Origin of the sequence: Nocardia sp. NPDC046473, assembly GCF_040645995.1 — a bacterium.
Taxonomy (GTDB): domain Bacteria; phylum Actinomycetota; class Actinomycetes; order Mycobacteriales; family Mycobacteriaceae; genus Nocardia.
In genome coordinates this window covers 411,491-435,693 of record NZ_JBEYZJ010000002.1, presented here as the reverse complement: position 1 = coordinate 435,693, position 24,203 = coordinate 411,491, and the positions used below count along the sequence as shown (strand labels likewise).

Genomic DNA, 24,203 nt, shown 5'->3' with positions numbered 1-24,203 from the left:
TCCGAAACTTCTCCCACCGGATGCCGTGCCCGCGCTACGTTGGAGTATGCGCAGACATATCGGACATCGCGCGGGGTTTCGGGTGATGTCCGGCGGTCAGCGCGCTTATTGGTCGCCGGTGACGCCGATTCGATATGAGCTCGAGGTGGTCACGTGAATCCACGGACGCAGACGGGGGAGGTCGGCCCGGACTCGACTCCGGCCGACTCGGATACCCAGCGCCACCCGCTCATCGGGATCGCCGACGAGCTGGAGGCGATGGGCCTGACGGAAGCGAAGGAGATCGGCCGGGGCGGCTTCGGCGTGGTCTATCGCTGTATCCAGCGGGCGCTGGAACGGGTGGTCGCGGTGAAGGTGCTCTCCTCCGAAATCGAGCTGGAGAGCCGCGAGCGCTTCCTGCGTGAGGAACAGGCCATGGGCCGCCTGTCCGGCCACCCGAATATCGTCGACATCCTGCAGGTGGACGTCACGTTGAGCGGCCTGCCGTTCATCGTCATGCCGTACTGCACCCGCGGCTCGCTGGAACAGGTGATTCGCGATCAGGGCCCGCTCACCTGGGCCGATTCATTGCGGGCCGGGGTGAAGCTGGCGGGCGCGATCGAGAGCGCGCATCGCGCCCAGATCCTGCACCGCGACGTGAAGCCAGCGAACGTCCTGCTCAGCGGCTACGGCGAGCCGCAGCTGACCGACTTCGGCATCGCCAGAATCCCCGGCGGTTTCCAGACCTCCAGCAGCCTGATCACCGGGTCGCCCGCGTTCACCGCACCGGAGGTACTCAAAGGCGACGACCCGACCATCCGCTCCGATGTCTACGGCCTCGGCGCGACGCTGTTCGCGCTGCTCACCGGGCACGCCGCGTTCGAGCGGCAGGCGGGGGAGAAGGTGGTCGCACAGTTCCTGCGGATCACCACCCAGCCGGTGCCCGATCTGCGCGCGCACGACATCCCGCCGGATGTGGCCGACGTGATCCAGCAGGCCATGTCCACCGATCCCGACGAACGCCCGCCCTCGGCCTACGACTTCGGGCAGCTGCTGCGCGCGGTGCAGCGCGACCACGATCAGATGCCCGACGAGATGGCGCTGCTGGAAACCATCGCCGCGCCCGAGCCGATGGCACATCCCACCGAATCCTCGACGTCGACCAAGTCCAGGCCCGCGGTGACGGCCCGGCGCAGCTGGCCGCTGACGCTGCGCCCGGCGCTGTCCCCGCAGACCGGCGCCACCGGCGCTGCCACCACTTTGCCGCCGACCGCGGCCACCAAGTTCCGCCCGCCGACCCCGGCCCGCGACCCGGTCCCGCGCCCGCGCCTGCTCGACATCCTGCGGGCGGGTGGTCGGCGCAGGCTCGCCGTGATCCACGCACCCGCCGGCTTCGGCAAGAGCACCGTGGCCGCGCAGTGGCGCACCGACCTGACCGACCGCGGCATCCCGGTCGCCTGGATCGGCATCGATCGCGACGACGACAACGAGATCTGGTTCCTCGCCCACCTCATCCAGGCGATCCGCCGGGTCCGCCCGGACGTGGGCGCGGGCCTGGATCAGGCGCTGGAGGAACGGCCCGCCGACGCGGGCGCCTTCGTGATCTCCACGCTCATCGACGAAATCCATGCCGGCGGCAGCACGGTCGTCGTGGTCATCGACGACTGGCATCGGGTCACCGACGCGGGTGCGCACCGGGCCATGGAAGCGTTGCTGGACAACGGATGTCACCATCTGCGCTTCGTGGTGACGAGCCGGGAGCAGTCCGGCCTGCCGACCAGCCGGATGCGGGTGCACGACGAACTGGTCGAGATCGGTTCGGCCGCACTGCGCCTGACCACGGAGGAGACCAACGAGATCCTGGTGCAGCACCATGGGTTTCCGCTCAGCCACACCCAGGTGGAGCAGATCCACGCGGCCACCGACGGCTGGCCCGCCGCCATCCAGCTGGTCAGCCTGTCGCTGCGCGGCAATGCCGATCCGGCGCAGCTGATCGCCAATCTGTCCGAGGGCAATCACGGCATCCGCGAGTATCTGGCCGAAAACGTCTTGGACACACTGGAACCCAGGATGCTCGACTTCCTGATGTCGATCTCGGTGACCGAGCGGGTGTGTGGCTCGCTGGCCGCGGCGTTGTCCGAGGACGCGGACGCGGAGCGCCTGCTGGAGCAGGCCGAGCAGCGCGAGCTGTTCCTGCGCCGGATCGTGCACGACCCGGAGTGGTTCCGGATGCAGCCGCTGTTCGCCGAGCATCTGCGGGCCCGGCTAGAGCGCGCCCAGCCGGGTCGGCTGAAGTCGTTGCACCGCAAGGCGGCCCGCTGGTACGCCGAGCATCAGCTGCTGCGTAAATCGGTCGATCACGCGCTCGCCGCCACCGACTTCAAGATGGCCCTCGATCTGCTCGAGACCGGCGGGATGGACCTGATCGATCGTTCCCGGCTGGCGACGCTGCTCGGCTCGGTCTCCAAACTGCCGATGCAGCAGGTGGCTTCGCGGTCCAAGCTGCTGATGGCGGTGGCCAGGGCCAACGTGAACCTGCAGCAGTCCGGCGCGGCCCGAACGGCGCTCGGCCGGCTGTCGAACATCCTGGCCCGCGGCTCGGCCACCGACGAGGACGTGAGTCAGCAGCGCTGCCAGGCCGCCGTGATCGGCGCCGCCGATCAGATCGCCCGCGACCACACCGACGGCGTGCTCGACCGGGTCGCGGACTGCCTGCAGAAGCCGGACGAGCTGCCCGCCTGGACCGTGTCGACCGCGGCGAATCTGACCTCGTTCGTGCGGCTGTGCGAGTTCGACTTCGACGGCGCCCGCGAGATCCAGGACTGGGCGGCGCCGTACCACGCGCGGTCCAAGGATCCGCTCGGCGCGGTGTTCGGTCTGTGCGGGCGTGGCGCGGCCGCCTACGAGCAACTCGACATCCCCACGGCGACAGAGTGCTTCCAGCAGGCGTGGCAGGTGGCCAAGCAGCGGTCGGGTCCGCGCTCGCACTCACTGCGGGTGGCTTCGGCGATGCTCGGCGAATTGAACTACCGCCGTGGCGATCTCGACGCCGCCGACCGGCTGCTCGACGAAAGCCACCAGCTGGTCGCCAGGGTCGGCCCGGTGGACTTCCTGATCTCGACCTTCGTCATCGGCGCCAGGGTCAAGGCGGTGCGTGGCGACCTGTTCACGGCCGCGACCCGGCTCGACGAGGGCGCGCGGATCGCCAACGACAACAGGCTGTTCCGGCTCGCCGCGCACATCCGTGCCGAACGGCTACGGCTCGGTCTGCCGCTGGACGAGGCGGACGATCAGTTCGCGGGCCCCGAATCACCTTCCGCGCCACTGCATGCGGGCCACCGGATGACCGGCGCCGCCGTGCTCACCGCGGAGGCCGAGGAGGTCGCCGCGATCCGCGCCCTGTTGGCCAAGGGCCGGATCGGCTCGGACGATCGCGCGGTCCGCCGATCGCGTGCCCTGCACGGCCGGATGCTCGACAAGGGCCGTCCCCGCGCCCAATTGGACGCGTCGCTGCTGCTCGCCGAATGCCTCGCCGCCTCGGGCTGGGTGGGCGAGGCCACCGGCCTGCTGCTGCCCGCGGCCGCGACGTGCGCCGAACTCGGTTGGACCAGGCCGCTACTCGACGCGGGCCCGGGCGTCGTCTCGATCCTGCGGGTGCTGCGCGCCGAAATGCCTTCCGCCGCAGCACATGCCGGAGACATAGAACTGCCCGCCCTGTTCCTGGACGAGCTCCTGGACTAGGGCGGGCAAGTCGGTCGGACATTTAGTCTGTATACGTCAATCGGGTGAGCGAAGCGATCCCGATCGACCTGCGGCGTCGTGCCTACGCTGTCCACCACGGGCGCAGCGGGACCGTCCAGTCGCCGTCGGCCGGTAGCTTCACGCCGAGCACCTGGTGCAGCTGAACCACGTTGCGCTGGAAGCCGAGTCGGCAACCCGCCATGTACAGGCCCCACACCTTCGCGGTGCCCTCGCCGACCTCCGCGACGCACGCGTCCCAGTTCTCGACCAGGTTCTTGCACCATTCGTGCAGGGTCAGCGCGTAGTGCTCGCGCAGGTTCTCCTCGTGCAGCACCTCCAAGCCGGTGTTCTGGATCTCGGAGATGATCCGGCCGGAGCCGATCAGCTCGCCGTCCGGGAACACGTACCGGTCGATGAAGTCGCCGGCCTTGGTGGTCCTGGTGTTGTCCGGGCGGGTGATGCTGTGATTCAGGAACAGGCCGCCATCGCGCAGCTTGGTCTTGATGTAGTCGAAGTAGTACGGGTAGTTGTGCACGCCGATGTGTTCGGTCAGCCCGATCGAGGACACCGCGTCGAACTCGCCCTCCGCGATGTCGCGGTAATCGGAGTGCCGCACCTCGGCGAGCTCGGACAGGCCCTGCTCGGCGATCTTCTGCTGCGCCCACTCGGCCTGCTCGGCGGACAGCGTCGCACCGATCACCTTGACGCCGCGCTTGGCCGCGTAGCGGACCATGCCGCCCCAGCCACAGCCGATGTCGAGCAGCCGGTCGCCTTCCTTCAGCCGCAGCTTCTCGAAGACGAGGCGATACTTGTTCTCCTGCGCCTGTTCCAGCGTCCAGTCCTCGTCGCCATAACACGCACAGGTGTAGGTCATCGACGGGCCGAGCACGTACTCGTAGAACTTGTTCGAGACGTCGTAGTGGTGATGGATCGCCTCGGCGTCGCGAGTCTTGGAGTGCCGCAGGCCTTCCAGTGCGATCCGGCGCCAGCGCGGCAGCGTCTCCTGCGGCGGCGGCGCGATCGGCTTGAGCCGCTCCCAGCCCAGCGAGCGGGCGATGGTGACCAGCGCCAGCGCGGACGGACGGTGGAACTTCAGCCCGTCCATCGCCGCGAGAATGTCGTAGGGATCGCCGGGATGCACCCCGTCGGCGGTCATGTCGCCGGAAATGTAGGCGCGCGCCATGCCGAGATCGCCGGGCGCGGTCGCCAAATAGTTGATGCCGCGTGGCGTCTTGATGTCCAGCGCGTACTTCGAGTCCTCGGGTCCGGTCGCGCTGCCGTCGTAGGCGGTCAGCCGGATCGGTGCCTCGCCGTCGATCAGCGTCTCGAAGATCTCGGCAATGCTGAGTTTGGCTCCTAAGTCACCTAAGACGTCGGAACGATCCTTGAATGTCGTCATTTGCGTTGCACCGCCTTCGAATACAAATCCAGCAGCCGCTGGTCTGGGTCGTAGCGTTTCTTCAATTCGGTGTAGGTATTGCCGCCGTACAGCGCTGCGAACTCATCTTTGTCGTAGTAGGAATCGGAGTACAGCGACTTATGTCCATCGAAGTCGGTCACGGTGCGCTCGATCGCACGGTTGGCCGCTCCTTCCTGCTGTCCGGGCACGGTGGGGACGGCGGACCAGAACCCGACGTTGACGTACGTCCGGTTCGGTTCGAGGGGATACAGCGGCCAGGTGCGCTCGGTCGTCGCGGGCGCGTCGGTCTCGCGCAGCCGCAGCGGGCACAGCCAGATCGGCTCGATCGGAATCTCGCGCAGGAACCATTCGACGAAGTCGGCGGTGCGGTCCACCGGCACCTCGATGTCCTGCACCACCCGCTCGCGCGGCGGGTTGCCCTGGCGGGCCTCCAGCTTGTCGGCGATGTTGTATTTGTGATCGAGCGCGATGAGCTTCCAGTAGAAGCTGCTGCGCCGGTACCGCTTCGGCCAGAACCGGCGGATCTTCGGGTTCTGCGTGCCGAACGCGCGCGAGCACCAGAACCAGTCGGTGTCCCAGCGCCACAGGTAATCGTGGATGGTCAGTCGGTCGCGCTTGGGCCGTGCGTCATCGTGCTGGATGGACCGGTAGAAGATGTCCATGTCGGTGTAGTCGCTGACCGGTCCCGGCTCGTCGGTCTGACGGCCCAGGGTCAGGTAGCTCTCGTCGGCGGTGAACACCACGCCGTCGAGATAGTCGACCCGCTCGCCGTCATAAGTCTTCTCGTCGACGATGGTGGCCAGGGTCCGCTCCAGCTCGCGCAGGTCGTGGAAGCGCAGGTGGCGCAGGGCCACGTACGGCTGCACGGTCTCCAGTTCGATCTTCAGCCGGACCGAATAGCCGAGGGTGCCGTAGGAGTTGGGGAAGCCGCGGAACAGGTCGGCGTGCTCGTTGTCCGGGGTGGCGGTGATGATCTCGCCCGACCCGGTCAGGATGTCCATCTCCAGCACCGACTCGTGCGGCAGGCCGTTGCGGAACGAGGTCGACTCGATGCCGAGACCGGTCACCGCGCCGCCGAGCGTGATCGTCTTGAGCTGCGGCACCACGAACGGCGCGAGGCCGTAGGGCAGGGTCGCGGCGACCAGGTTCTCGTAGGTGGTCATCCCGGCCACGTCGGCGGTCTTCGCCACCGGGTCCACCGTGATCACCTGGGCCAGCCCGGATACGTCGAGACCGGGCGCAGGGTTTTTCGCCCTGGCCCGGAACAAGTTCGAGGTCTTCTTCGCCAGCCGCACATTCGCGTCCCGGGGAATCGCGCGATAACTCGCCAGGAGTCGATCCACTCCAGCCCGATGCGCGGCAAACCCGGATTCGTGCGCGGCCGGAGCGTGTCCGGCCTTCCCCAACAGACTCACTGCCACCCCTCGACGCTAGTACGCACCTCAGTGTGAGACCACCGCGAGGGCAGGGTCTCGGGAGAAATGTCACGCATATGTTGCGAACCGGAATACCGACCGGCTCGGAGAAGTTCGCCACACGATTCGACCGGCATGCGGTGTGGTGGCCGCTACAGGGCAGGATGGAGACCGGTCGACATACCGTACCCGGACAAGGAGCTCATTGTGGGACAGGTCAGCGCCAGCAGTTCGATCACCGTTGCGGCGGACCCGCAGCGCACCCTCGCGGCCATCGCGGACTACGAGACGGTGCGGCCGCGCATTCTGTCGTCGCACTATCGCGACTACAAGGTGGTCGAGGGCGGCAAGGGCGCGGGCACCGTGGCCGAGTGGACGCTGCAGGCCACCGAGAAGCGCTCGCGCAACGTGCACGCGGTCGTGACCGTGTCGGATTCGATTGTCACCGAGCGCGATTCGAACTCCACCATGGTCAACACCTGGACCGTGACGCCGGACGGCGCGGGCGCGCAGGTCACCCTGCGCACCACCTGGCAGGGCGCGGGCGGCGTGGCGGGCATCTTCGAGGGCATCTTCGCGCCGCTCGGCCTGAAGAAGATCCAGGCCGAGGTGCTGGGCAACCTGCAGCGCGAACTCGCCTGACATAGAAGCAATGCCGAAACGCGCAGTCCGGCCCCTCGTGTCGGGCTGCGCGTTTCGAGTCGGGTGGCTACGCCGCGCCGATGTCGAAGAGGTTGCCCTCCGGGTCGGCCAGCGTTGTCCACTGCGCGCCGTACTCGTCGAAGTCGCCGATCCGCTTGGCGCCCAAGCTGACCGCGCGCTCGATGTGCTGATGCCAGTCCTCGGCGTGCAAGTCGAGGTGGATCACGTTCTTGCCCGGGGTCTTGTCGGGCACCTGGATGAACATCAGCACCGGTGACAGACCGGCCGCGCTGCCGACGGTGGCGAATTGCGCGGACGCACCCTCGTCGACCGGCTGATCGAGCAGTTCGGACCAGAATCCGGCCAGGGCGGCGGCGTCGTTGCTGTCGATGGTGATGTGTGCGAGGGACAGTGTCATGGGGTGCTCCACTTCTCAGAGCCGGCCGATCGGCCAGCAGACTTCGGTTCGGTAGGTGTTCGGGTCGTCGGTGTCGTCGGGGCTGAGCAGGTAGCGCTCCCGCACGGGTTCGGCCAATGCGGTGTCGTGTTCGGCGACGTAACTGCCCAGTGCGCCGTAGGTGCGGTCGAAGTCCTCGAAATCCCCCTCGTGCAGTGCGATGGCGAATCGGCGCGCGGGCAGCTCGATCACCGAGACCCGGTCGGCCGCTTCGATTCGGGCGGCGGCCGGGATCGGGACGTAGGCCACCACCTCGCCGATGTCGTTCTCGAAGAACTCCATCGAGTAGGTCGCGCCGTCGATGCCGTCGGGCTCGATGCCCGCCGCGGCCAGTGTTTGGTGCAGCAGCGGATACGCGGCCGCACACCACGGGCCGATGTCGTCCCTGCTGACCACCTCGGTGCGCGCCAGCGCGGAAAAGGCGGGGATCGAGCGGTATTCGACGGCGATCGGCGCGGACGGGGTGAGCAGCGACCGCAGCGACGCCACCACCGAGCGGGTTCTGGCCAGCTCGGCCTCCATCCGCTCCAGATGTGCGCGCAGCGCGGCATTGCGGATGTCGTCGTCCGGGGCGGCCAGCACGGCCTTGATCTCGGGCAGCGGCATGTCGAGCTGGCGCAGGCGCCGGATCAGATGGGCCTGTGCCACTTGGTCGGTCGAGTAGCGCCGATAGCCGGAACCCGTATCGATCTCGACTGGTTCGAGCAGCTCGATGTCGTGGTAGTACCGGAGCGTTTTCACGGTCAGGTACGTCAGCCTGGCGAACTCCCCGATGGAGACGGTCGCTGTCATGCCCTCAGCGAACACCCTCCAGCGAGGGGAGAGTCAACTTCCCCCATGGAAGCGTCCTCGCGACTCGTAAATGCTCCCTAGGTCAACACGAAGGTCAGCAGGAGGGTGTTCTGGAAAAAACCGCGCCACCACGAGTAGCCGAACCAGACGCCGGGGGTGACCTCGCGGATCTCGTCGTAGACCTGCGGCGTGGGAGACGGGTCGTAGTTCAGCGCCCAGGTCGGCCTGCCGTCGAGCATTGCGGGCGCGGTGTACACGTATGCGGGCCAGGCCTCGTAGCCCGCGCCGGTCACCCGGTTGGTCAGCATGCCGCCGTCCGGCCCGGTATAGAAGGTCTTGCCGATCCAGAATGCGGGCGCGATGCCCTGAATCGCCGGTGGCCTGGTCACCCAGCCGTTCTTCACGCCCATCGGCACGTCGCCGCGGTCCGCGTCCCGGAAGATGGCGTCCTGCTGTTCGGGTGCGCAGCGGAAACGCAGCGAGTCGATCGTGGCCGCGGGATTGTCCGGGTAGAGGACGCAACCGCCGCCGTAGTCGGCGGCCGCCGCGGTGACACCGGGATCGGCGGTCGCCGTCGGCGCGGCAATGCCGAGGAAGATGCCGGGAACCCCCAGGGAAAGCACCGCGGTGCTCAGCAAACGCGCCCTCATCGTGTTCATATCGGTACTCCAGAACTCCCGACCTGTCTCCCGATGGTAGGTCGATCTTGTTGCGTTGCACCCGGCCGTACTCAACCCGTTACCGGTCATGCCTCGAAGACATAACGACCGGTCGGGAGCTATATCGCCGAACGGATTTCGGGCGCGCTGGCGCAGCGCTCGGTCGAGGCGGCGCGCCGTCACCCCCGGATCAGGGACTACGCTGATCAATGACACTTTCCCCAGAGAGGAATATGCCGTGCAGCCCGGTGGTCAGTTCGACATGCAGCAGTTACTCGCCCAAGCGCAGCAGATGCAACAGGCGGTGATGGAAGCCCAGGCCGAGATCTCCGCGGCCGAGGTGGACGGCCAGGCCGGCGGCGGGCTGGTCAAGGTCACCATCAAAGCGTCCGGCGAGGTCGTCGCGCTGACCATCGATCCCAAGGCGGTCGACCCGGAGGACGTGGAGACGCTGCAGGACTTGGTGATCGGCGCGGTCAACGACGCGATGGCCAACGCGCAGCAGCTGGCGGCCGAGCGGCTCGGCCCGCTCTCGGGTGGGCTCGGCGGCGGCTCGCTGCCCGGGCTGCCGGACTTCTGATAGCCACGAGGACATAGCCGTTGTACGAGGGTCCGGTTCAGGATCTGATCGATGAGCTGGGCAAGCTGCCCGGCGTCGGTCCGAAGAGCGCGCAGCGCATCGCATTTCACCTCCTCCAGGTGGAGCCGCCGGAAATCGACCGGCTGCAGGCCGCCCTGCAGAAGGTGCGCGACGGTGTGCAGTTCTGTGTTGTCTGCGGCACGGTCTCCGACGGCGAGAAGTGCCGCATCTGTGCCGACGCGCGCCGCGATCGCACCATGATCTGCGTGGTCGAGGAGCCCAAGGACGTGCAGGCGATCGAGCGCACCCGCGAGTTCCGTGGTCGATACCACGTGCTCGGCGGCGCGCTCGACCCGCTCAGCGGGATCGGGCCGGACCAGCTGCGCATCCGGGAGTTGCTGGCGCGCATCGGCAATCAGGAGGACGGCATCGACGTCACCGAGGTGATCATCGCGACCGACCCGAACACTGAGGGCGAGGCGACGGCCACCTACCTGGTGCGGATGCTGCGCGACTTCCCCGGCCTGAGCGTGACCAGGCTGGCGTCGGGCCTGCCGATGGGCGGCGATCTGGAATTCGCGGACGAACTGACGCTGGGCCGCGCGCTGTCCGGACGGCGCGCGCTCTAACTTCGGTGCAGGTCCAGCCCCGAATTAAGGGGGTTTGCGGTGTCGCGCTGACGGGTTACTGTCACGGGGATGAGCATCGAATTCCTGCTGACCACGCTCGTCATCTGCGTCACGCCGGGCACCGGCGCGCTGTTCACGCTGGCGGCTGGGCTCTCCAGGGGCACGAAGGCCAGCGTGATCGCGGCCTTCGGCTGCACCCTCGGGACGGTGCCGCACCTGGTCGCGGCGATGACCGGTCTGGCCGCACTGCTCAACGCGAGCGCGGTCGCCTTCCAGACGTTGAAGTATCTCGGTGTCGTGTACCTGATCTACATGGCGTGGAGCACTTTCCGGGACAAGGGCGCGCTCACCGTGCCGGAGGCGCCGGAGCAGGACGCGCAGTCCGTACGGAAGGTGATCACGTCCGCGGTGCTGCTCAATCTGCTCAATCCGAAGCTGACCATCTTCGCGTTCGCGTTCCTGCCGCAGTTCGTGCCGAACGGATCACCGAATGCGTTGGCGCGCTTGCTCGAACTGAGCGGGGTCTTCATGCTCACCACGTTCGTCGTGTTCGCGATCTACGGGGTGTGCGCGTCGGCGCTGCGCAACCACGTCATCTCCCGGCCCGTCGTGGTGACCTGGATGCGCCGGGTATTCGGCGTCTCGTTCATCGCGCTGGCCGGTCGCCTGGCCGTGCAGAACCAGTGAGTCAGAGTTCCACGCGCGACCACGGCAGGTTCTGCATCCGGGTGCGGTCGTCGGTGGCCCAGTCCCAGATGAGCGCGGACACGGTCGGCGCGTCCAGCACCGTGGTGCCGAAGTGCTTGTCCGGCGCGCCATCTCGGTACTCCAGGGTGAACGCGCCGGTCTTCTCCCGGTAGGTCTGCATGTAGACCTGCTCGTCGCGTTCCACCACCAGGTACGGGTTCGGCGGGGCCAGCTCGGAAACCCATTGATCGGCAAGGGTTTTGGTCAGGTAGGGGAATTCGCCCGCACCGCCGTGGGTGACCGTGGCGGGCACGTGCCCGGCCGGGTCGATCAGCCAGGCCAGCTGCGGATCGTAGATCGCATAGTCCAGCGGCGTCGCGATCGCGAACAGCAGCTGCCGGACGAAGCCGATCGCGTCGTACGGGCTGGGCACCTGGAGTGCGGCGCCGGTCGGGACGCCGCCCACCGGGTGCACGCTGAGGAAGCTGTCGTCCTCCGGAACTTCCGAGTTGGCCTTGTTCAGCTCGGCCGCGATCTGCGCGACCAGGCCCGCCTGCGGGAGTCCCTGCTGGGTATTGAGGTAAGCGTCGACCTCGGAGATCGATGACGCGACACCGGACGGCAGCAAGATGTGGTCATAGCTCACCCGGACAGGGTACGTACGCGGCCGTTCAGGCCCGGCGACGGGCCGTCTCGGGCTCGGCGCAGGCGCAGCCACCGGCCACGTCGGCGCAGTCCACGACGAAGGTGTGCCTGACGTAGTCGAGATCCACGCAGTCGACTTCGGTGCATTCGGTGAGCCTGTTCGGATGGACGATCAGGGTGCCGTGGCAGTGGTCGACGGCGGATTCGCAGGACGAACAATCCGGCGCGCGCATGTGACCTCCAGACGAGATCGGTTCGTTATCTTCGGTCTACCACTCCGGCGCCGGACGCTGGGGGACGTTCGCACCGTGTGTCGGACAGCGGCCGGCGTTTGCGCAGTTCGGCGGCGGCGTGAACGCTGCGCGATTGTGTCTGACACCGCGTCCGCCATGTGGTGAACTTGCTGCATGGGCATCAAGGTGTCGCTCGAACACCGGACCATGTACACCTTCGACCGGCCGGTGCAGGTACATCCGCACGTCGTGCGCCTGCGCCCGGCGCCGCATTCGCGCACCAGGATCGATGCCTACTCGATGCGGGTGACGCCCGCCGAGCACTTCTGTAACTGGCAGCAGGACGCGTTCGGCAATTTCCTTGCGCGACTGGTGTTTCCGGAGCCCACACCGGAGTTGTCGATCACCATCGGTTTGATCGCCGACCTCGAGGTGGTCAATCCGTTCGATTTCTTCATCGAGGATTACGCCGAGCGCTATCCGTTCGAGTACAGCGCGGACCTGCTCGCGGATCTGGAGCCGTATCTGCGGCCGGTGGACGAATCGGGTCCGGGTTCCGGGCCGGGTGAGCTGGTCAAGGACTGGGTGCGCGCGCACGACGTGGCGGATCGGCCGCGCACCATCGACTTCCTGGTCGACCTCAACCAGGCGCTGCGGCAAGACGTCGGCTACACGATCCGGCTGGAAGCCGGTGTGCAGCCGCCCGATCACACGCTGCGCGGCGCGCTCGGATCGTGCCGGGACTCGGCCTGGCTGCTGGTGTCGATCCTGCGCGAGCTCGGATTGGCCGCGCGGTTCGTGTCGGGGTATCTGGTGCAGCTGGCCCAGGACATGCCGTCGCTGGACGGGCCGTCGGGTCCGCCCGCCGACTTCACCGACCTGCACGCCTGGACCGAGGTGTATCTGCCCGGCGCGGGCTGGGTAGGGCTCGATCCCACGTCGGGCCTGTTCGCGGGCGAGGGACATATTCCGCTGGCGGCGACGCCGCATCCGGTGTCCTCCGCGCCGATCACCGGGGCGACCGAGCCGACCGTCGCCACCATGGAATTCTCCAATACCGTCCGGCGATTCCACGAAGATCCTCGGGTTACCTTGCCCTACAACGGATCCCAGTGGGAGCGGATCGCGGCGTCCGGTGCCGCGGTCGACGCGCGGATGGCCGCCGAAGACGTGGGCTTGACCGTTGGCGGCGAACCGACGTTCGTCTCCATCGACGACCAGACCGCGCCGGAGTGGACCACCGAGGCCGACGGCACGCACAAGCGCGAACGCGCGGTCGATCTCGCCGATCGGTTGCGGCGGATCTACGCGCCGACCGGGTTGGTGCAGTATCGGCAGGGCAAGTGGTATCCGGGAGAGCCGTTGCCGCGCTGGGAGATCGCGGTCGCTTGGCGCGCCGATGGCGAGTCGACATGGACGCGGCAAGATCTGCTGGCCGACCCATGGACACCGTTCGGGCACTCGTTCGAGTTCGTGCCGGCAGGTAAACCGGATGCCGTCGAAAAGCCCAGTACCGCAATAACTTCGACCACAGCGAGCGCCGATGCAACGCAGGCTACGCGATCACCCGAGCCCGCCGGGCAGGCCGGTGTGCTCACGGATGGCGGTCCGCAGCTGTCCGAGGTCGCCGAAGCGGCTGCCGCGCAACGCACATACGCACCCGTCGAACCCGACGCCGCGCGAGCCCTGATCGCGCACGTGGCAGCGAGCCTCGACCTGCCGCAGGGGCAGGTCCGCCCAGCGTATGAGGATCCGCTGCTCCGGCTGGCCGGGAAAGTCCGTGCCCCCGAGGGAGATCCGGTCGACCCGGTCGATGATCTCGACCCGGATATGGACTCGGCGCAGGCCCGCAAGGAACTGCTGACCCGACTGGACGCCGAGGTCAGCGAACCGACGGCGTACGTGCTGTCGCTGTATCGCCGCGACGACGGCACCGGCTGGGCGAGCGCGGACTGGCGGCTGCGCCGCGGCGTCTCCGCCGACCAGCCCGCCGGGCGAATCGTGTTGACGGAGGGCGATTCTCCGGCGGGGCTGCGACTACCGCTCGACTCGGTGTCCTGGCACGCGCCGACCCATCGCCCCGACCGCGACCCACTTTTCGCCGAGCCGCTGACCGGTGACCGCACCGAACCACCCGCCGTGGTGCAACCCGCTGACTGGGAACCGACAACCGCACTGGTAGGCGAGGTGCGCAACGGTCGGCTCCACGTATTCCTGCCGCCCATCGAGGAACTCGACGACTTCCTCGACCTGGTCCGCCGGATCGAGGCCGCGGCGGTGGCGCTCGACCGGCCCGTGGTGCTGGAGGGCTACGCCCCGCCCGTCGACGCCCGGCTGCGGACCTTCTCGGTGACACCCGATCCCGGCGTGATCGAGGTGAACGTGCAGCCGACCGTCTCGTTCGCCGAGCAGTCCGAGCTGCTGTCCACCCTGTACGAGCAGGCGCGGCTGGCGCGGTTGAGCACCGAATCGTTCGATGTCGACGGCACGCACAGCGGCACGGGCGGCGGCAATCACATCACCCTCGGTGGCGCCACCCCCGCGCGCTCACCGATGCTGCGCCGTCCCGACCTGCTGGTGTCCATGCTGACCTACTGGCAGCGGCATCCGTCGTTGTCCTACCTGTTCGCCGGACGTTTCATCGGGCCGACGTCGCAGGCGCCGCGGGTGGACGAGGGACGCGAGGAGACCCTCTACGAGCTGGAGATCGCGTTCGCCGAACTCGCCAGGCTCGCCAAGCCGAGTCGGCTTGCGCAGGTGTCGGATCCGGCGAGCCGCTCGGTCGGTTCGGCGCCGTGGCACATCGATCGAGCCCTGCGGCATCTGCTCACCGACCTCACCGGCAACACCCACCGCGCCGAATTCTGCATCGACAAGCTCTACAGCCCCGAAACCGCCAGGGGCAGGCTAGGTTTGGTGGAGATGCGTGGCTTCGAGATGCCGCCGCACTTCCAGATGGCGATGGTGCAGTCGCTGCTGGTGCGCGGCCTGGTCGCTCGATTCTGGTTGGAACCGTTGCGGGCGCCGCTGATTCGGCACGGCGCCAACCTGCACGGCCGATATCTGCTGCCGCACTTCGTGCTTGCCGATATCGCCGAGGTGGCCGCTGATTTGCGCGCGCACGGCATCGATTTCGACGCGAGCTGGCTGGATCCGTTCACCGAGTTCCGCTTCCCGCGCATCGGCACGGTCATGCTCGGCGACGTCGAGCTCGAGGTGCGCGGCGCCATCGAACCGTGGCACACCCTCGGCGAGCAGACCACCACGGCGGGCACCGCCCGCTACGTCGACTCCTCGGTGGAACGCCTGCAGGTGCGGGTGGTCGGCGCCGACCGCGGCCGCCACGTGCTGACCTGCAACGGCATGCCCGTCCCGCTGCTGGCCACCGACAAGGCCGACGTGCAGGTCGCGGGCGTGCGCTACCGCGCGTGGCAGCCGCCGAACTCGCTGCATCCGTCGATCACCGTGGACGTGCCGCTGGTGTTCGACCTGATCGACGCCGACACCGGGCTGTCCCGCGGCGGCTGCACCTACCACGTGGCGCACCCGGGCGGCATGGCCTACGACGAACCTCCGGTCAACGCGGTGGCCGCGCAATCACGCCGCAACCGGCGCTTCGAGGCGGCGGGCCACACCACCGATCGGGTCGATCCCGGCGAGTTACGTGCGAAAATAGCAGCACAATCCACGGACGCCGGTGTCGCGGGCATCCTCGATCTGCGCCGGGCGCGGACCGTCTGGGGATTGGTCAGCGACCGTTAGGCACGTCTGGCAGGGGAAGTGAGGTCGGCGCGGTGACGATGCGCGAAGATGCGCTGCGGGAGACCACTGCGGGCGCCACGGTGCGCGAGCAGGTGGCCGAGCAACTCGCGCGCTACCGGACCGGCGGCGTCGAGAGCGCGCCGTACGACGGTTGCGGCAGACCGACCGAGGGCTATTACGACGAATTGGTCGACGGCGACGGCAAGGTGCGCCGGATGTGGTCGGAGTTGTCCGCCGATTTCGTCGAACTCGGCACCACCGGGCTCGGCCGGCTCGACAGCCGGGTGCGCAGGCTGATCGAGGACGACGGCATCACCTACACCGAGGTCACCGGGGCGGGCGAGCAGGCGGCGACCACCCCGTGGCGGCTCGATCCGATCCCGCTGCTGATCTCCGCGGACGACTGGACCCGGCTGGAGGCGGGGCTGGTGCAGCGCTCGCGGGTGCTCGACGAGGTGCTCACCGACGTCTACGGCCCGCGCCGCACGCTCACCAGCGGGCTGCTGCCGCCCGAGGTGATCTTCGGCTATCGCGGCTATGTCCGTGCCGCACATGGCATTACGGTGCCCGGCCGGCATCAGCTGTTCCTGCACGGCTGCGATATCAGCCGCTGGAGCGACGGCCAGTTCCGGGTGACCGCCGACTGGGCGCAGGCCCCGTCCGGCGCCGGGTACGCGCTGGCCGACCGGCGGGTGGTGTCCACGGCCATCCCGGAGGCGTTCGAGCATTCCAATCCGCGCCCGCTCACGCCGTTCGCCAGGGCGATGCGGTTGATGCTGATCGAGTCGGCGCAGGAGGGCGCGGCCGACGATCCGTTCGTGGTGGTGCTGAGTCCCGGCGTGTACTCCGAGACCGCGTTCGATCAGGCCAATCTCGCGTCGATGCTGGGCTTTCCGCTGGTGGAGAGCGCGGATCTGGTGGTGCGCGATGCCGCGCTGTGGATGCGTTCGCTCGGCACGCTGCGCCGGGTCGACGTGGTGCTGCGCCGGGTGGACGCCGAGTTCTCCGATCCGCTCGACCTGCGGCCGGATTCGCGGCTCGGCGTCGTGGGTCTGGTCGAGGTGTTGCGCAGGGGTGCGGTCACCGTGGTGAACACGCTGGGCAGCGGGCTGCTGGAGAATCCGGCGCTGACCGGGTTCCTGCCGCGGCTGTCCCGGGCGCTGCTCGGCGAGGACCTGATGTTGGAGAGCGCGCCGACCTATTGGGGCGGTGACGAGAAAGAGCGCGCGCACCTGACAAAGAACCTGCACCGCTTGATCATTCGCTCCGCGGTCGACGGCGCCACCGTTTTCGGTCCCGAATTGTCGATCAGGCAACGGGCCGATCTGCGGGCCGAGATCGAGGACACCGGGTGGCAGTGGGTCGGCCAGGAGCCCACGCAGTTCTCGGTGGCGCCTGCCGTCGAAGGCTACGGCGGGTTGGCGCCCGCGCCGGTCGGTATGCGGCTGTTCTCGATGGCCCGGCGCAGCGGCTACACCGCGATGGCCGGCGGTCTCGGCCAGCTGCATCAGCGCATATTGCCCGAGCGCGTGGTGATCAAGGTTGCCGCCAAGGACATTTGGGTCAGGGCGGCGCCCACCGCGGTGCCCGCGGTCGGCACCGAGGCGCCGCACGAGGAACGCGAACGGCGGGCCGCGCCGGCGGTGATGGCGGTCAGTTCGCCGCGTGTGCTCAACGATCTGTTCTGGATGGGGCGCTACAGCGAGCGGGCCGAGTCCGCCGCCCGGCTGCTCATCGCCACGCACGCCCGGTATCAGGACTATCGCTACCGGCCGTGGATGGAGGGCGCCGAAGCCGTGCCGGTTTTGATGGCGGCGCTGGCTCGTGCCACCGCGACGGTTGCTCCGGCAGCTGTGGTATCCGGAATCGCTCCCGATGACGCCGATAGTGCTGCGGCAGAGCGGGATTCGGTAGTGAACTCGGTGCCTGAGGTGAGTTCACAAGCTCAGTCCGCTGCGAACCGAACGACGGCAGCGCAGACGCAGGGGAGTCGAGGGCAGTCCCAGTCCATGGGCCGCCCACCGAATTCGGTGGGGGCCGAATCCGGTTCGGCCGATCAATCGAACGCTGCGGCAGAACGTGTCGACGGTACGGATTCGGGTATTGCCGAGGAAATGAACGTGACCATCCGACCAGGCGTGCTGCAGCGGGCGATCGTCGCTGCGGCCAGCGCTGCCGAGGAACAAGGAGTCACGGCGCCCGGACCGGTGTGGACGCCCGCGGTGGCCGGGGCATCGCGCGAGGGCTACGAATACTTGGCGGCGTTGACAATCGACCGTGAGCTGCCCGGATCGCTGGCGTTCGCGATCGATCGATACGAGAACGCCGCCCGCGCCGTGCGCGATCAGCTGTCCGCGGATACCTGGATGATTCTGAGCGCCGTGGATCGGGCGCTCGCCGAATACCGTGGTACCGATGGGGATCAGGAGACGGCGCTGTCGGCGGTGCATTCGCTGACCTTGGCGGCGCTGCTGTCGCTGTCCGGCATCGGCGCCGAATCGCTGGTGCGCGACTCCGGTTGGTACGTCATGGATATCGGCAAGCGGCTCGAGCGCGGGTTGGCGCTGACCGCGCTGATGTCGGCGGCGCTCACCCAGACCTATCCGAACGAGGCCGAGCGGGTGGTCACCGAGTCGGTGCTGCGGGCCACCGAGTCGCAGGTGAGTTACCGTCGGCGGCACGGGGATTCGGTGCGCATCTCCGCGGTCGCCGGTCTGCTGCTCTTCGATACCGCCAATCCGCGCTCGCTGGCGTATCAGCTGGATCGGCTCGACGCCGACCTGCAGGCGTTGCCCGGCGCATCGGGATCGTCTCGGTCGCAACGTTTGCTGGCCGACGCGCAGCGGATGCTGCGCCGCGTCGACCCGGACGATCTCGACGTCACCGACGACGACGGCATGCGCACCGAGCTGCTCGAGCTGCTGGAAGGCGTGCATCTGCGGCTGCGCAAGCTGTCCGAATCGTTCGAGACGTCGAAACTGTCGCTGCCCGCAGGCTTTCAGCCGCTGTGGGGTAGCACCAGGGTGGTCGGATGACCGGCCGCAACGGTTCGGCCCGGCGCTATCGCGTGGCGCACCGCACCACCTACTGCTACTCCGACGAGGTCACCAGCTCCTACGGGCGCGCCTACCTGACGCCGCGCGAATTCCCTGGGCAGCGGCTGCTTTCGCACGATATCTCGATCGATCCGGTGCCCTCGGATCAGTCGGTCGGCCCGGATGTATACGGCAACACCACGTCTTACTTCCATGTCACCGCCGAACATCGGACCCTGGTGGTCACCGGCGAATCCCTGGTCGAGGTCGACCGACCCGATCGCGCGCCGGACGGCCCGGCGGCGCGGCCGTGGGAGCAGGCCCGCCCGACCGGGGCGACGGGCCCCCTGGCCGTGGAATTCACCCTCGATCTGCAGCCGCCCGAGATCACTCCCGAAGTGCGGGCGTACGCGGCCGAATCGCTGACCCCGGGTCGGCCGCTGCTGGAGGCGGTGGCCGAACTCAACAGCCGCATCCACGCCGACTTCGCCTACAAGTCCGGCTCGACCACCGTCTCCACCAAGGTCGCCGACGTGTTCGCCGCCCGGGCCGGCGTCTGCCAGGACTTCGCGCGAATCGGCGTGGCCTGCTTGCGATCACACGGTCTGGCGGGCCGCTACGTTTCGGGATACCTGGCCACCGATCCGCCGCCCGGCAAGGAACGCATGGTCGGTGCCGACGCCACCCATGCCTGGTCGGCCGTGTGGGTGCCCGGCGACGAGCTGGACCGGACCGGCTATTGGATCGACTTCGACCCCACCAACGATCAATTCGGCGACGAGCGCTACGTCACCGTCGCGTGGGGTCGCGACTACGCCGACGTGCCACCGCTGCGCGGCATCATCTATACCGACGCCAAGGCGAGCACAATTACCGTCTCGGTCGATGTCTCTCCGGTGGAGGTGTAACCCGCGTGCGTGATTTCGTCTGTCCCAACTGTGGTCAGCAGTTGGCGTTCGAGAACTCGGTGTGCCTGTCCTGTTCCAGCCCACTGGGTTTCAGCCTCGCCGACATCGCCCTGGTGGTGATCGGTGCGCCGCCGGGCGACGGCCCGACCGACGCGAGCACCGGTGTCGTGGATGCCAGCCGCTTCCGGCTCTGCGACAACCTCCATGTGGCGCAATGCAATTGGCTGGTGGCGGTGCCGGAGCCGGGATCCGAATCCGCGGCGCAGGTCGCGAACGGCAACGGCAAGCCGGTGCTGTGTGAATCCTGCCGGCTCACCCGGACCCGGCCCAACGACCTCGACGCCGCCGGGCTGGCCGCCTTCGCCGAAGCCGAAGCGGCCAAACGCCGCCTGATCGTCGAGCTGACCGAACTCGGCCTGCCCATCGTCGGCCGTGACCGGGACCCGGCCCGCGGCCTGGCCTTCGACCTGCTCACCAGTGTCAGTGGCAAGGTCGTCACCGGCCACCAGAACGGCGTCATCACCCTCGACCTCGCCGAGGCCAACGACCCGCACCGCGAACAGCTGCGCATCGAAATGGACGAGCCCTACCGCACCCTGCTCGGCCATTTCCGCCACGAGATCGGCCACTACTACTACATGATCCTGGTCGCCACCGACGATGCCGCCCGGCGCTTCCGCGACCTCTTCGGCGACCCCGACGCCGACTACCAGGCGGCACTGAACAGCCACTACTCCGCAGGCGCCCCGGCAGGCTGGGATTCCGCCTACGTCTCCTCCTATGCCACCATGCACGCGTCGGAGGACTGGGCCGAAACCTTCGCCCACTACCTGCACATCCGCGACACCCTCGACACCGCCGCCGCCTTCGGCATCGCTCCCGCGGGCGCCACCCTGGACCGCCCCCAGGTAGGCCGAGCGGGCTTCGACAAGATCATCGACCTCTGGCTCCCCCTGGCCTGGTCCCTCAACATGGTCAACCGCTCCATGGGCCACCCCGACCTCTACCCCTTCGTCCTCCCCGACCCGGTCCTCGACAAAATGCGCCTGGCCCACGACCTCTGCGCCGCCGCAACCCGCTGACCATCGCGAACTGCGTTGCCTTTCCGCTCGATAGTGGACTAACCTCTTAGCTAAGGAGGTGGGCCATGTCGGGCAACGCAGCGGAACAGTTCAATATCCACGACGCCAAGACGAACCTGTCGCGCATCATCGAGCGGGTCGAACGCGGCGAGGAGATCATCATCAGCCGCGCCGGCAAGCCGGTCGCCAAAGTGGTCCCGCTGAGTCGCAGTGCGAACCGGGGCGGCCGCGGTTCGCTGCGCGGGCGGCTGGTCCTCACCCCCGAGTGGGACTCCGACGAGACCAACGCCCAGATCGCCGCCGACTTCGGGATGGTGCCGTGAGGTTGCTGCTCGACACCCACGTCGTGCTGTGGTGGCTCACCGACGATCCGGCGCTCTCCGACGCAATGAAGGAACAGATCACCCACGACCCGGACATCCTGGTGAGTGCGGCAACGATCTGGGAGGTCGCCATCAAGCAGGCGCTCGGCAAGCTGGACGGGCCGGTCGGGCTCGCGGACTACATCGGGAACGGCGGGTTCATCCCGCTACCGATCGGCCTCGACCATGCGGCCGCGGCCGGTCGGCTGCCCCTGATTCATCGGGACCCGTTCGATCGAATGCTGGTGGCGCAGGCGCAATGTGAGGACCTCACGCTGGTCACGCGCGACCCGTGGTGTCAGCGGTACGAGGTCGCCGTTCTCCCGGTGTGAGGCCGCGTTATGCGTGGGCGGCGTAAATGTGGGCGGAGACCTGGTCGCGCATGTGGATGAAGTCCGGGTGGGCGCGGAGCGTGGTGAAGGTGGGGTCGGGCGAGGTCGTCTTGAACGACGTTGGCTCGTCGTAGATGATGCGGCCGGGGCGGGTGCCCATGACCAGGACTCGGGTGCCGAGGAGCAGGGCCTCGTCGATGCTGTGCGTGACGAAGAGGACGGTCTTTCTGCGGTCGCGCCACAGGGTGAGTAGTTCGCCCTGGAGTTTCTCGCGGGTGAGCGCGTCGAGGGCGCCGAAGGGTTCGTCCATCAGGATGATTTGCGGATCGTTGACCAGGACGCGGGCGATTTGGGCGCGTTGTTGCTGGCCGCCGGAGAGTTCATAGGGACGGCGGCCGCCGAGATGGTCGAGGCCGACCAGGGTCAGCATGCGGTTGGCGTCGGTGGCGCGCTGGTTGCGCGGCACGCCACGGACTTTCGGGCCGAACTCGACGTTCTGGCGGACCGACAGCCAGGGGTAGAGGTTGGGCTGTTGGAAGACGACGCCGCGGTCGGGGTCGGGTCCGGTGATCGGCCGGCCGCCGACCCGCACCGAGCCTTCGGTCGGTGCGAGGAATCCGGCGAGGATGTTCAGCAGGGTCGACTTGCCGCAGCCGGAAGGCCCTACGACACAGACGAATTCGCCACCCTCGATGGTCAGGTCGGTCGGTGCGAGCACCTGGGTCGGGCCGTCGTCGCCGGGGTAGCTCTTGCTCACCCCGGTAAGGGCGACCCGGAGCTCGTCCGTCACGAGCCGGCACCCTTGGCCGCGTCGGCGTAAATGCCGGTGCGGTAGGCGGATTCGTCGCCGATCGCGTCGATTCCGCCCTGGCTCAACAGGAATTCGGCCGTCTTGTGCAGATCGCCACCGAAGCCGCCGCCCAGGTACTTCGCGTCGGCCTGCTCGGCCGCGCCGAGGTAGGTGTACCCGGCCAACTGCGGTCCGACCAGCTTGGGCTCGATGCCGAGCTGAGCCCCGATCGAGACCGCCGCGTCGTCGGGCTTGGTCCGCAGCTGCGTCACCGCGTAGTCCTGCAACTTCGCCCAGACCACCGCGAATTTCGCGTTCTCGTCGAGGAACTTCTTGCTCGCCACCGCCAGGTCGAACGTCGGCGCACCGGCGGCCGCGGTGTCGGCGCTGGAAGTGATGATGTGGCCGCCGGATTCGGCGAGCTTGGACAGGGTCGGATCCCACACCCAGGCCGCGTCGAGCTGACCACCGTTCCAGGCACCGGGAATCGCGTCCGGCGCCATGTTGATCAACTGCACGTCGGCGGTCAGACCCGCCTTGCCGAGCGCCGCGAGCAGGCTGTAATGCGCGGTGCTGCCGAACGGCGTCGCGACGCGCTTGCCGCGCAGCCCGGCCAGCGAGGTGATCGACTTGTCCTTGGCGATCAGCGATTCCGACTTGCCGATCACGTCGTGGATCCACAGCACTCGCACCGGCAGGTTCAGCGGCGCGGACAGCGCCTTGGTCGCCGGGCTCGAGCCCATGGTGCCGATGTCGAGGCTGCCCGCGCCGAACGCCTGGACCACGTCGGCACCCGAGGAGAACTGGCTCCAGGTGACTTTCGCGTTCGGCAGGCAGGCAGCGAGCAGTCCGCGATCCTGCACGAGCAGATCGGCATTCGGGATGGCCTGGTAGCCGATCCTGACCGGTGTGGTCACGCCGGGATCCGCCGCGAACGGGCAGGCGGCCTGCGCCCCTTCGGCTCCCGTATCGCCACGTCCGGACTGAACACACCCTACGGTCGTCGCGACCACGGCCGCCACGGCCAAACCTGCGGTGACCGCCCGGCGGAGTGCGGATTTCATACCTTGCCTTTCCACGGAACTGCTTTGGCACCAAGGAATTTGATGACCGAGTCGAGCACGAGAGCGGCGCAGCCGATCACGATGATGCAGGCGATGGTCAGCGGCGTATTCAGCTGCGTGCCCGAGATATACGCGAGGCCGCCGATGCCGGGGATGCCGTTGTTGAGCTCGGCGGCCACCACGGTGGTCCAGGCGAACGCGGTGGCGATCCGGATGCCGCCGATCACCTCGGGCAGCGTGGCGGGCAGCACCACGCGCGAAATGACCTGGGCGCGACCGGCGCCCAGCGAGCGGGCGGCGTTGAGGTAGTCCTGCTTGACGCCGGTGACGCCGCTCAGCGTGGCGATCGCGATGGGCGGGAACGCGGCGAGGAACAGCAGCCAGATCTTGGACATGTCGCCGATGCCGAACCAGACGATCAGCAGACCGATGTAGCCGAGCGGCGGCAGCGACCGCAGGAAGTTCAGGATCGGCTCGGTGACCAGCCGCACCGGGGTGAGCATGCCCATCACGAACCCGACCAGCGGGCCGACCACGATCGCGAGGCCGACCCCGGCGCCGATCCGCTGCAGGCTGGCCAGCAGATGCTCCCACAGGTAATAGTTCTGCTCACCGATCACCGTGCGATCGACGCCCGCCGCGATCTGGTGCCGAGAGTTGGCCCGTACGAAGGCCTCCCACACCGCCCGCGGCGACGGCAGATACAGCGGATCGACCAGACCGGTCGTCGTGAGCGCCGCCCACAGGCCGAGCACGAGCGCGAGCGCACCGAGGCGGGTCAGCGCCGGTCCGAGCAGGCGGCGATAGTTCCCCGACCGCCGCGGTGCGACGGCGGGCGCGTCCGTACCCACCGTCGGTGCGTCCGGCGTGGTGATCGCGGTCATGCGGCGCTCGGCGGCAATCCGCGCCGATGCAGGCCCACGTCGGACACGGCACTCTCCTCAAAACTCGGCAAACCTCGACGCTATCCGTGGCGAGGGGGCCGAAGG

General features: G+C 68.2%; 21 protein-coding genes. 11 read left to right on the top strand and 10 right to left on the bottom strand.

From position 1 onward, the window contains the following. Positions 1-153: 153 nt before the first annotated feature. On the top strand, positions 154-3,720 hold the full coding sequence (locus ABZ942_RS07520) for a protein kinase (RefSeq protein WP_357379890.1): 3,567 nt from the start codon (positions 154-156) through the stop codon (positions 3,718-3,720). Between the two features lie 82 nt (positions 3,721-3,802). Here ABZ942_RS07520 and ABZ942_RS07515 read toward each other — a convergent pair whose 3' ends face one another. Both ABZ942_RS07515 and ABZ942_RS07510 read right to left on the bottom strand, forming a co-directional pair. Further along, positions 3,803-5,119, bottom strand: coding sequence for a class I SAM-dependent methyltransferase (locus tag ABZ942_RS07515; protein ID WP_357379889.1), 1,317 nt, complete (start codon positions 5,117-5,119; stop codon positions 3,803-3,805). Next, positions 5,116-6,555 (bottom strand): FAD-binding oxidoreductase, encoded by a 1,440-nt coding sequence (locus tag ABZ942_RS07510; protein WP_357380355.1) that lies wholly within the window; start codon positions 6,553-6,555, stop codon positions 5,116-5,118. The genes ABZ942_RS07515 and ABZ942_RS07510 overlap by 4 nt, the downstream gene beginning before the upstream one ends. Positions 6,556-6,762: 207 nt before the next feature. Between ABZ942_RS07510 and ABZ942_RS07505 the strand changes: the two genes are divergently transcribed. Continuing rightward, positions 6,763-7,197 carry an SRPBCC family protein gene (locus tag ABZ942_RS07505; RefSeq protein ID WP_357379888.1) on the top strand — a complete coding sequence of 145 codons (435 nt, stop codon included), beginning with the start codon at positions 6,763-6,765 and terminating at the stop codon, positions 7,195-7,197. Positions 7,198-7,264: 67 nt separating this feature from the next. Here ABZ942_RS07505 and ABZ942_RS07500 read toward each other — a convergent pair whose 3' ends face one another. The 3 genes from ABZ942_RS07500 to ABZ942_RS07490 all read right to left on the bottom strand — a co-directional run bounded on the left by ABZ942_RS07500 (position 7,265) and on the right by ABZ942_RS07490 (position 9,105). Continuing rightward, complete coding sequence (locus ABZ942_RS07500; protein WP_357379887.1) at positions 7,265-7,615, bottom strand: VOC family protein; 351 nt, start codon at positions 7,613-7,615, stop codon at positions 7,265-7,267. A gap of 15 nt (positions 7,616-7,630) precedes the next feature. Further along, entirely contained in the window at positions 7,631-8,446 is an 816-nt protein-coding gene (locus ABZ942_RS07495) for a MerR family transcriptional regulator (RefSeq protein WP_357379886.1), read from the bottom strand. Positions 8,447-8,523: 77 nt separating this feature from the next. After that, a complete protein-coding gene (locus tag ABZ942_RS07490; protein ID WP_357379885.1) occupies positions 8,524-9,105 on the bottom strand; it encodes a hypothetical protein in 582 nt (193 codons plus the stop codon). 238 nt (positions 9,106-9,343) lie between these two features. Between ABZ942_RS07490 and ABZ942_RS07485 the strand changes: the two genes are divergently transcribed. The 3 genes from ABZ942_RS07485 (at position 9,344) to ABZ942_RS07475 (ending at position 11,001) form a co-directional block, all read left to right on the top strand. Then, positions 9,344-9,685, top strand: a complete 342-nt coding sequence (locus ABZ942_RS07485) for a YbaB/EbfC family nucleoid-associated protein (RefSeq protein WP_357379884.1) — start codon at positions 9,344-9,346, stop codon at positions 9,683-9,685. Positions 9,686-9,705: 20 nt separating this feature from the next. Continuing rightward, the gene (gene recR, locus ABZ942_RS07480) at positions 9,706-10,314 is read left to right on the top strand and encodes a recombination mediator RecR (RefSeq protein WP_357379883.1); all 609 of its coding nucleotides are present in this window, start codon (positions 9,706-9,708) and stop codon (positions 10,312-10,314) included. Between the two features lie 69 nt (positions 10,315-10,383). Next, on the top strand, positions 10,384-11,001 hold the full coding sequence (locus ABZ942_RS07475) for a LysE family translocator (RefSeq protein WP_357379882.1): 618 nt from the start codon (positions 10,384-10,386) through the stop codon (positions 10,999-11,001). Between the two features lies 1 nt (position 11,002). On the opposite strand, the gene ABZ942_RS07470 is transcribed toward ABZ942_RS07475, so the two are convergent. After that, positions 11,003-11,647 carry a hypothetical protein gene (locus ABZ942_RS07470; RefSeq protein WP_357379881.1) on the bottom strand — a complete coding sequence of 215 codons (645 nt, stop codon included), beginning with the start codon at positions 11,645-11,647 and terminating at the stop codon, positions 11,003-11,005. Between the two features lie 25 nt (positions 11,648-11,672). Then, a complete protein-coding gene (locus ABZ942_RS07465; RefSeq protein WP_357379880.1) occupies positions 11,673-11,879 on the bottom strand; it encodes a hypothetical protein in 207 nt (68 codons plus the stop codon). A 174-nt stretch (positions 11,880-12,053) separates the two neighbouring features. Between ABZ942_RS07465 and ABZ942_RS07460 the strand changes: the two genes are divergently transcribed. From ABZ942_RS07460 to ABZ942_RS07435, 6 genes are all read left to right on the top strand, one after another. Beyond that, entirely contained in the window at positions 12,054-15,641 is a 3,588-nt protein-coding gene (locus tag ABZ942_RS07460) for a transglutaminase family protein (protein WP_357379879.1), read from the top strand. A 38-nt stretch (positions 15,642-15,679) separates the two neighbouring features. Then, positions 15,680-18,676 carry a circularly permuted type 2 ATP-grasp protein gene (locus ABZ942_RS07455; RefSeq protein ID WP_357380354.1) on the top strand — a complete coding sequence of 999 codons (2,997 nt, stop codon included), beginning with the start codon at positions 15,680-15,682 and terminating at the stop codon, positions 18,674-18,676. Next, the gene (locus tag ABZ942_RS07450) at positions 18,673-19,584 is read left to right on the top strand and encodes a transglutaminase family protein (protein WP_357379878.1); all 912 of its coding nucleotides are present in this window, start codon (positions 18,673-18,675) and stop codon (positions 19,582-19,584) included. Before ABZ942_RS07455 ends, ABZ942_RS07450 begins: the two co-directional genes overlap by 4 nt. Positions 19,585-19,589: 5 nt before the next feature. Then, positions 19,590-20,666, top strand: a complete 1,077-nt coding sequence (locus ABZ942_RS07445) for a putative zinc-binding metallopeptidase (protein WP_357379877.1) — start codon at positions 19,590-19,592, stop codon at positions 20,664-20,666. Positions 20,667-20,731: 65 nt separating this feature from the next. Next, a complete protein-coding gene (locus ABZ942_RS07440; RefSeq protein WP_357379876.1) occupies positions 20,732-20,989 on the top strand; it encodes a type II toxin-antitoxin system prevent-host-death family antitoxin in 258 nt (85 codons plus the stop codon). Continuing rightward, positions 20,986-21,360: a type II toxin-antitoxin system VapC family toxin gene (locus ABZ942_RS07435; RefSeq protein ID WP_357379875.1), complete on the top strand. Its 375-nt coding sequence runs from the start codon at positions 20,986-20,988 to the stop codon at positions 21,358-21,360. Before ABZ942_RS07440 ends, ABZ942_RS07435 begins: the two co-directional genes overlap by 4 nt. Positions 21,361-21,367: 7 nt before the next feature. Here the strand turns inward: ABZ942_RS07435 and ABZ942_RS07430 are convergent, their stop codons facing one another. Genes ABZ942_RS07430 through ABZ942_RS07420 form a run of 3 tightly spaced genes read right to left on the bottom strand, consistent with a single transcriptional unit; the run spans position 21,368 to position 24,098 of the window. Beyond that, positions 21,368-22,150: an ABC transporter ATP-binding protein gene (locus tag ABZ942_RS07430; RefSeq protein ID WP_357379874.1), complete on the bottom strand. Its 783-nt coding sequence runs from the start codon at positions 22,148-22,150 to the stop codon at positions 21,368-21,370. Next, the gene (locus tag ABZ942_RS07425; protein ID WP_357379873.1) at positions 22,147-23,214 is read right to left on the bottom strand and encodes a glycine betaine ABC transporter substrate-binding protein; all 1,068 of its coding nucleotides are present in this window, start codon (positions 23,212-23,214) and stop codon (positions 22,147-22,149) included. Before ABZ942_RS07425 ends, ABZ942_RS07430 begins: the two co-directional genes overlap by 4 nt. After that, positions 23,211-24,098 (bottom strand): ABC transporter permease, encoded by an 888-nt coding sequence (locus ABZ942_RS07420; RefSeq protein ID WP_357379872.1) that lies wholly within the window; start codon positions 24,096-24,098, stop codon positions 23,211-23,213. Before ABZ942_RS07420 ends, ABZ942_RS07425 begins: the two co-directional genes overlap by 4 nt. Positions 24,099-24,203 lie beyond the last annotated feature (105 nt).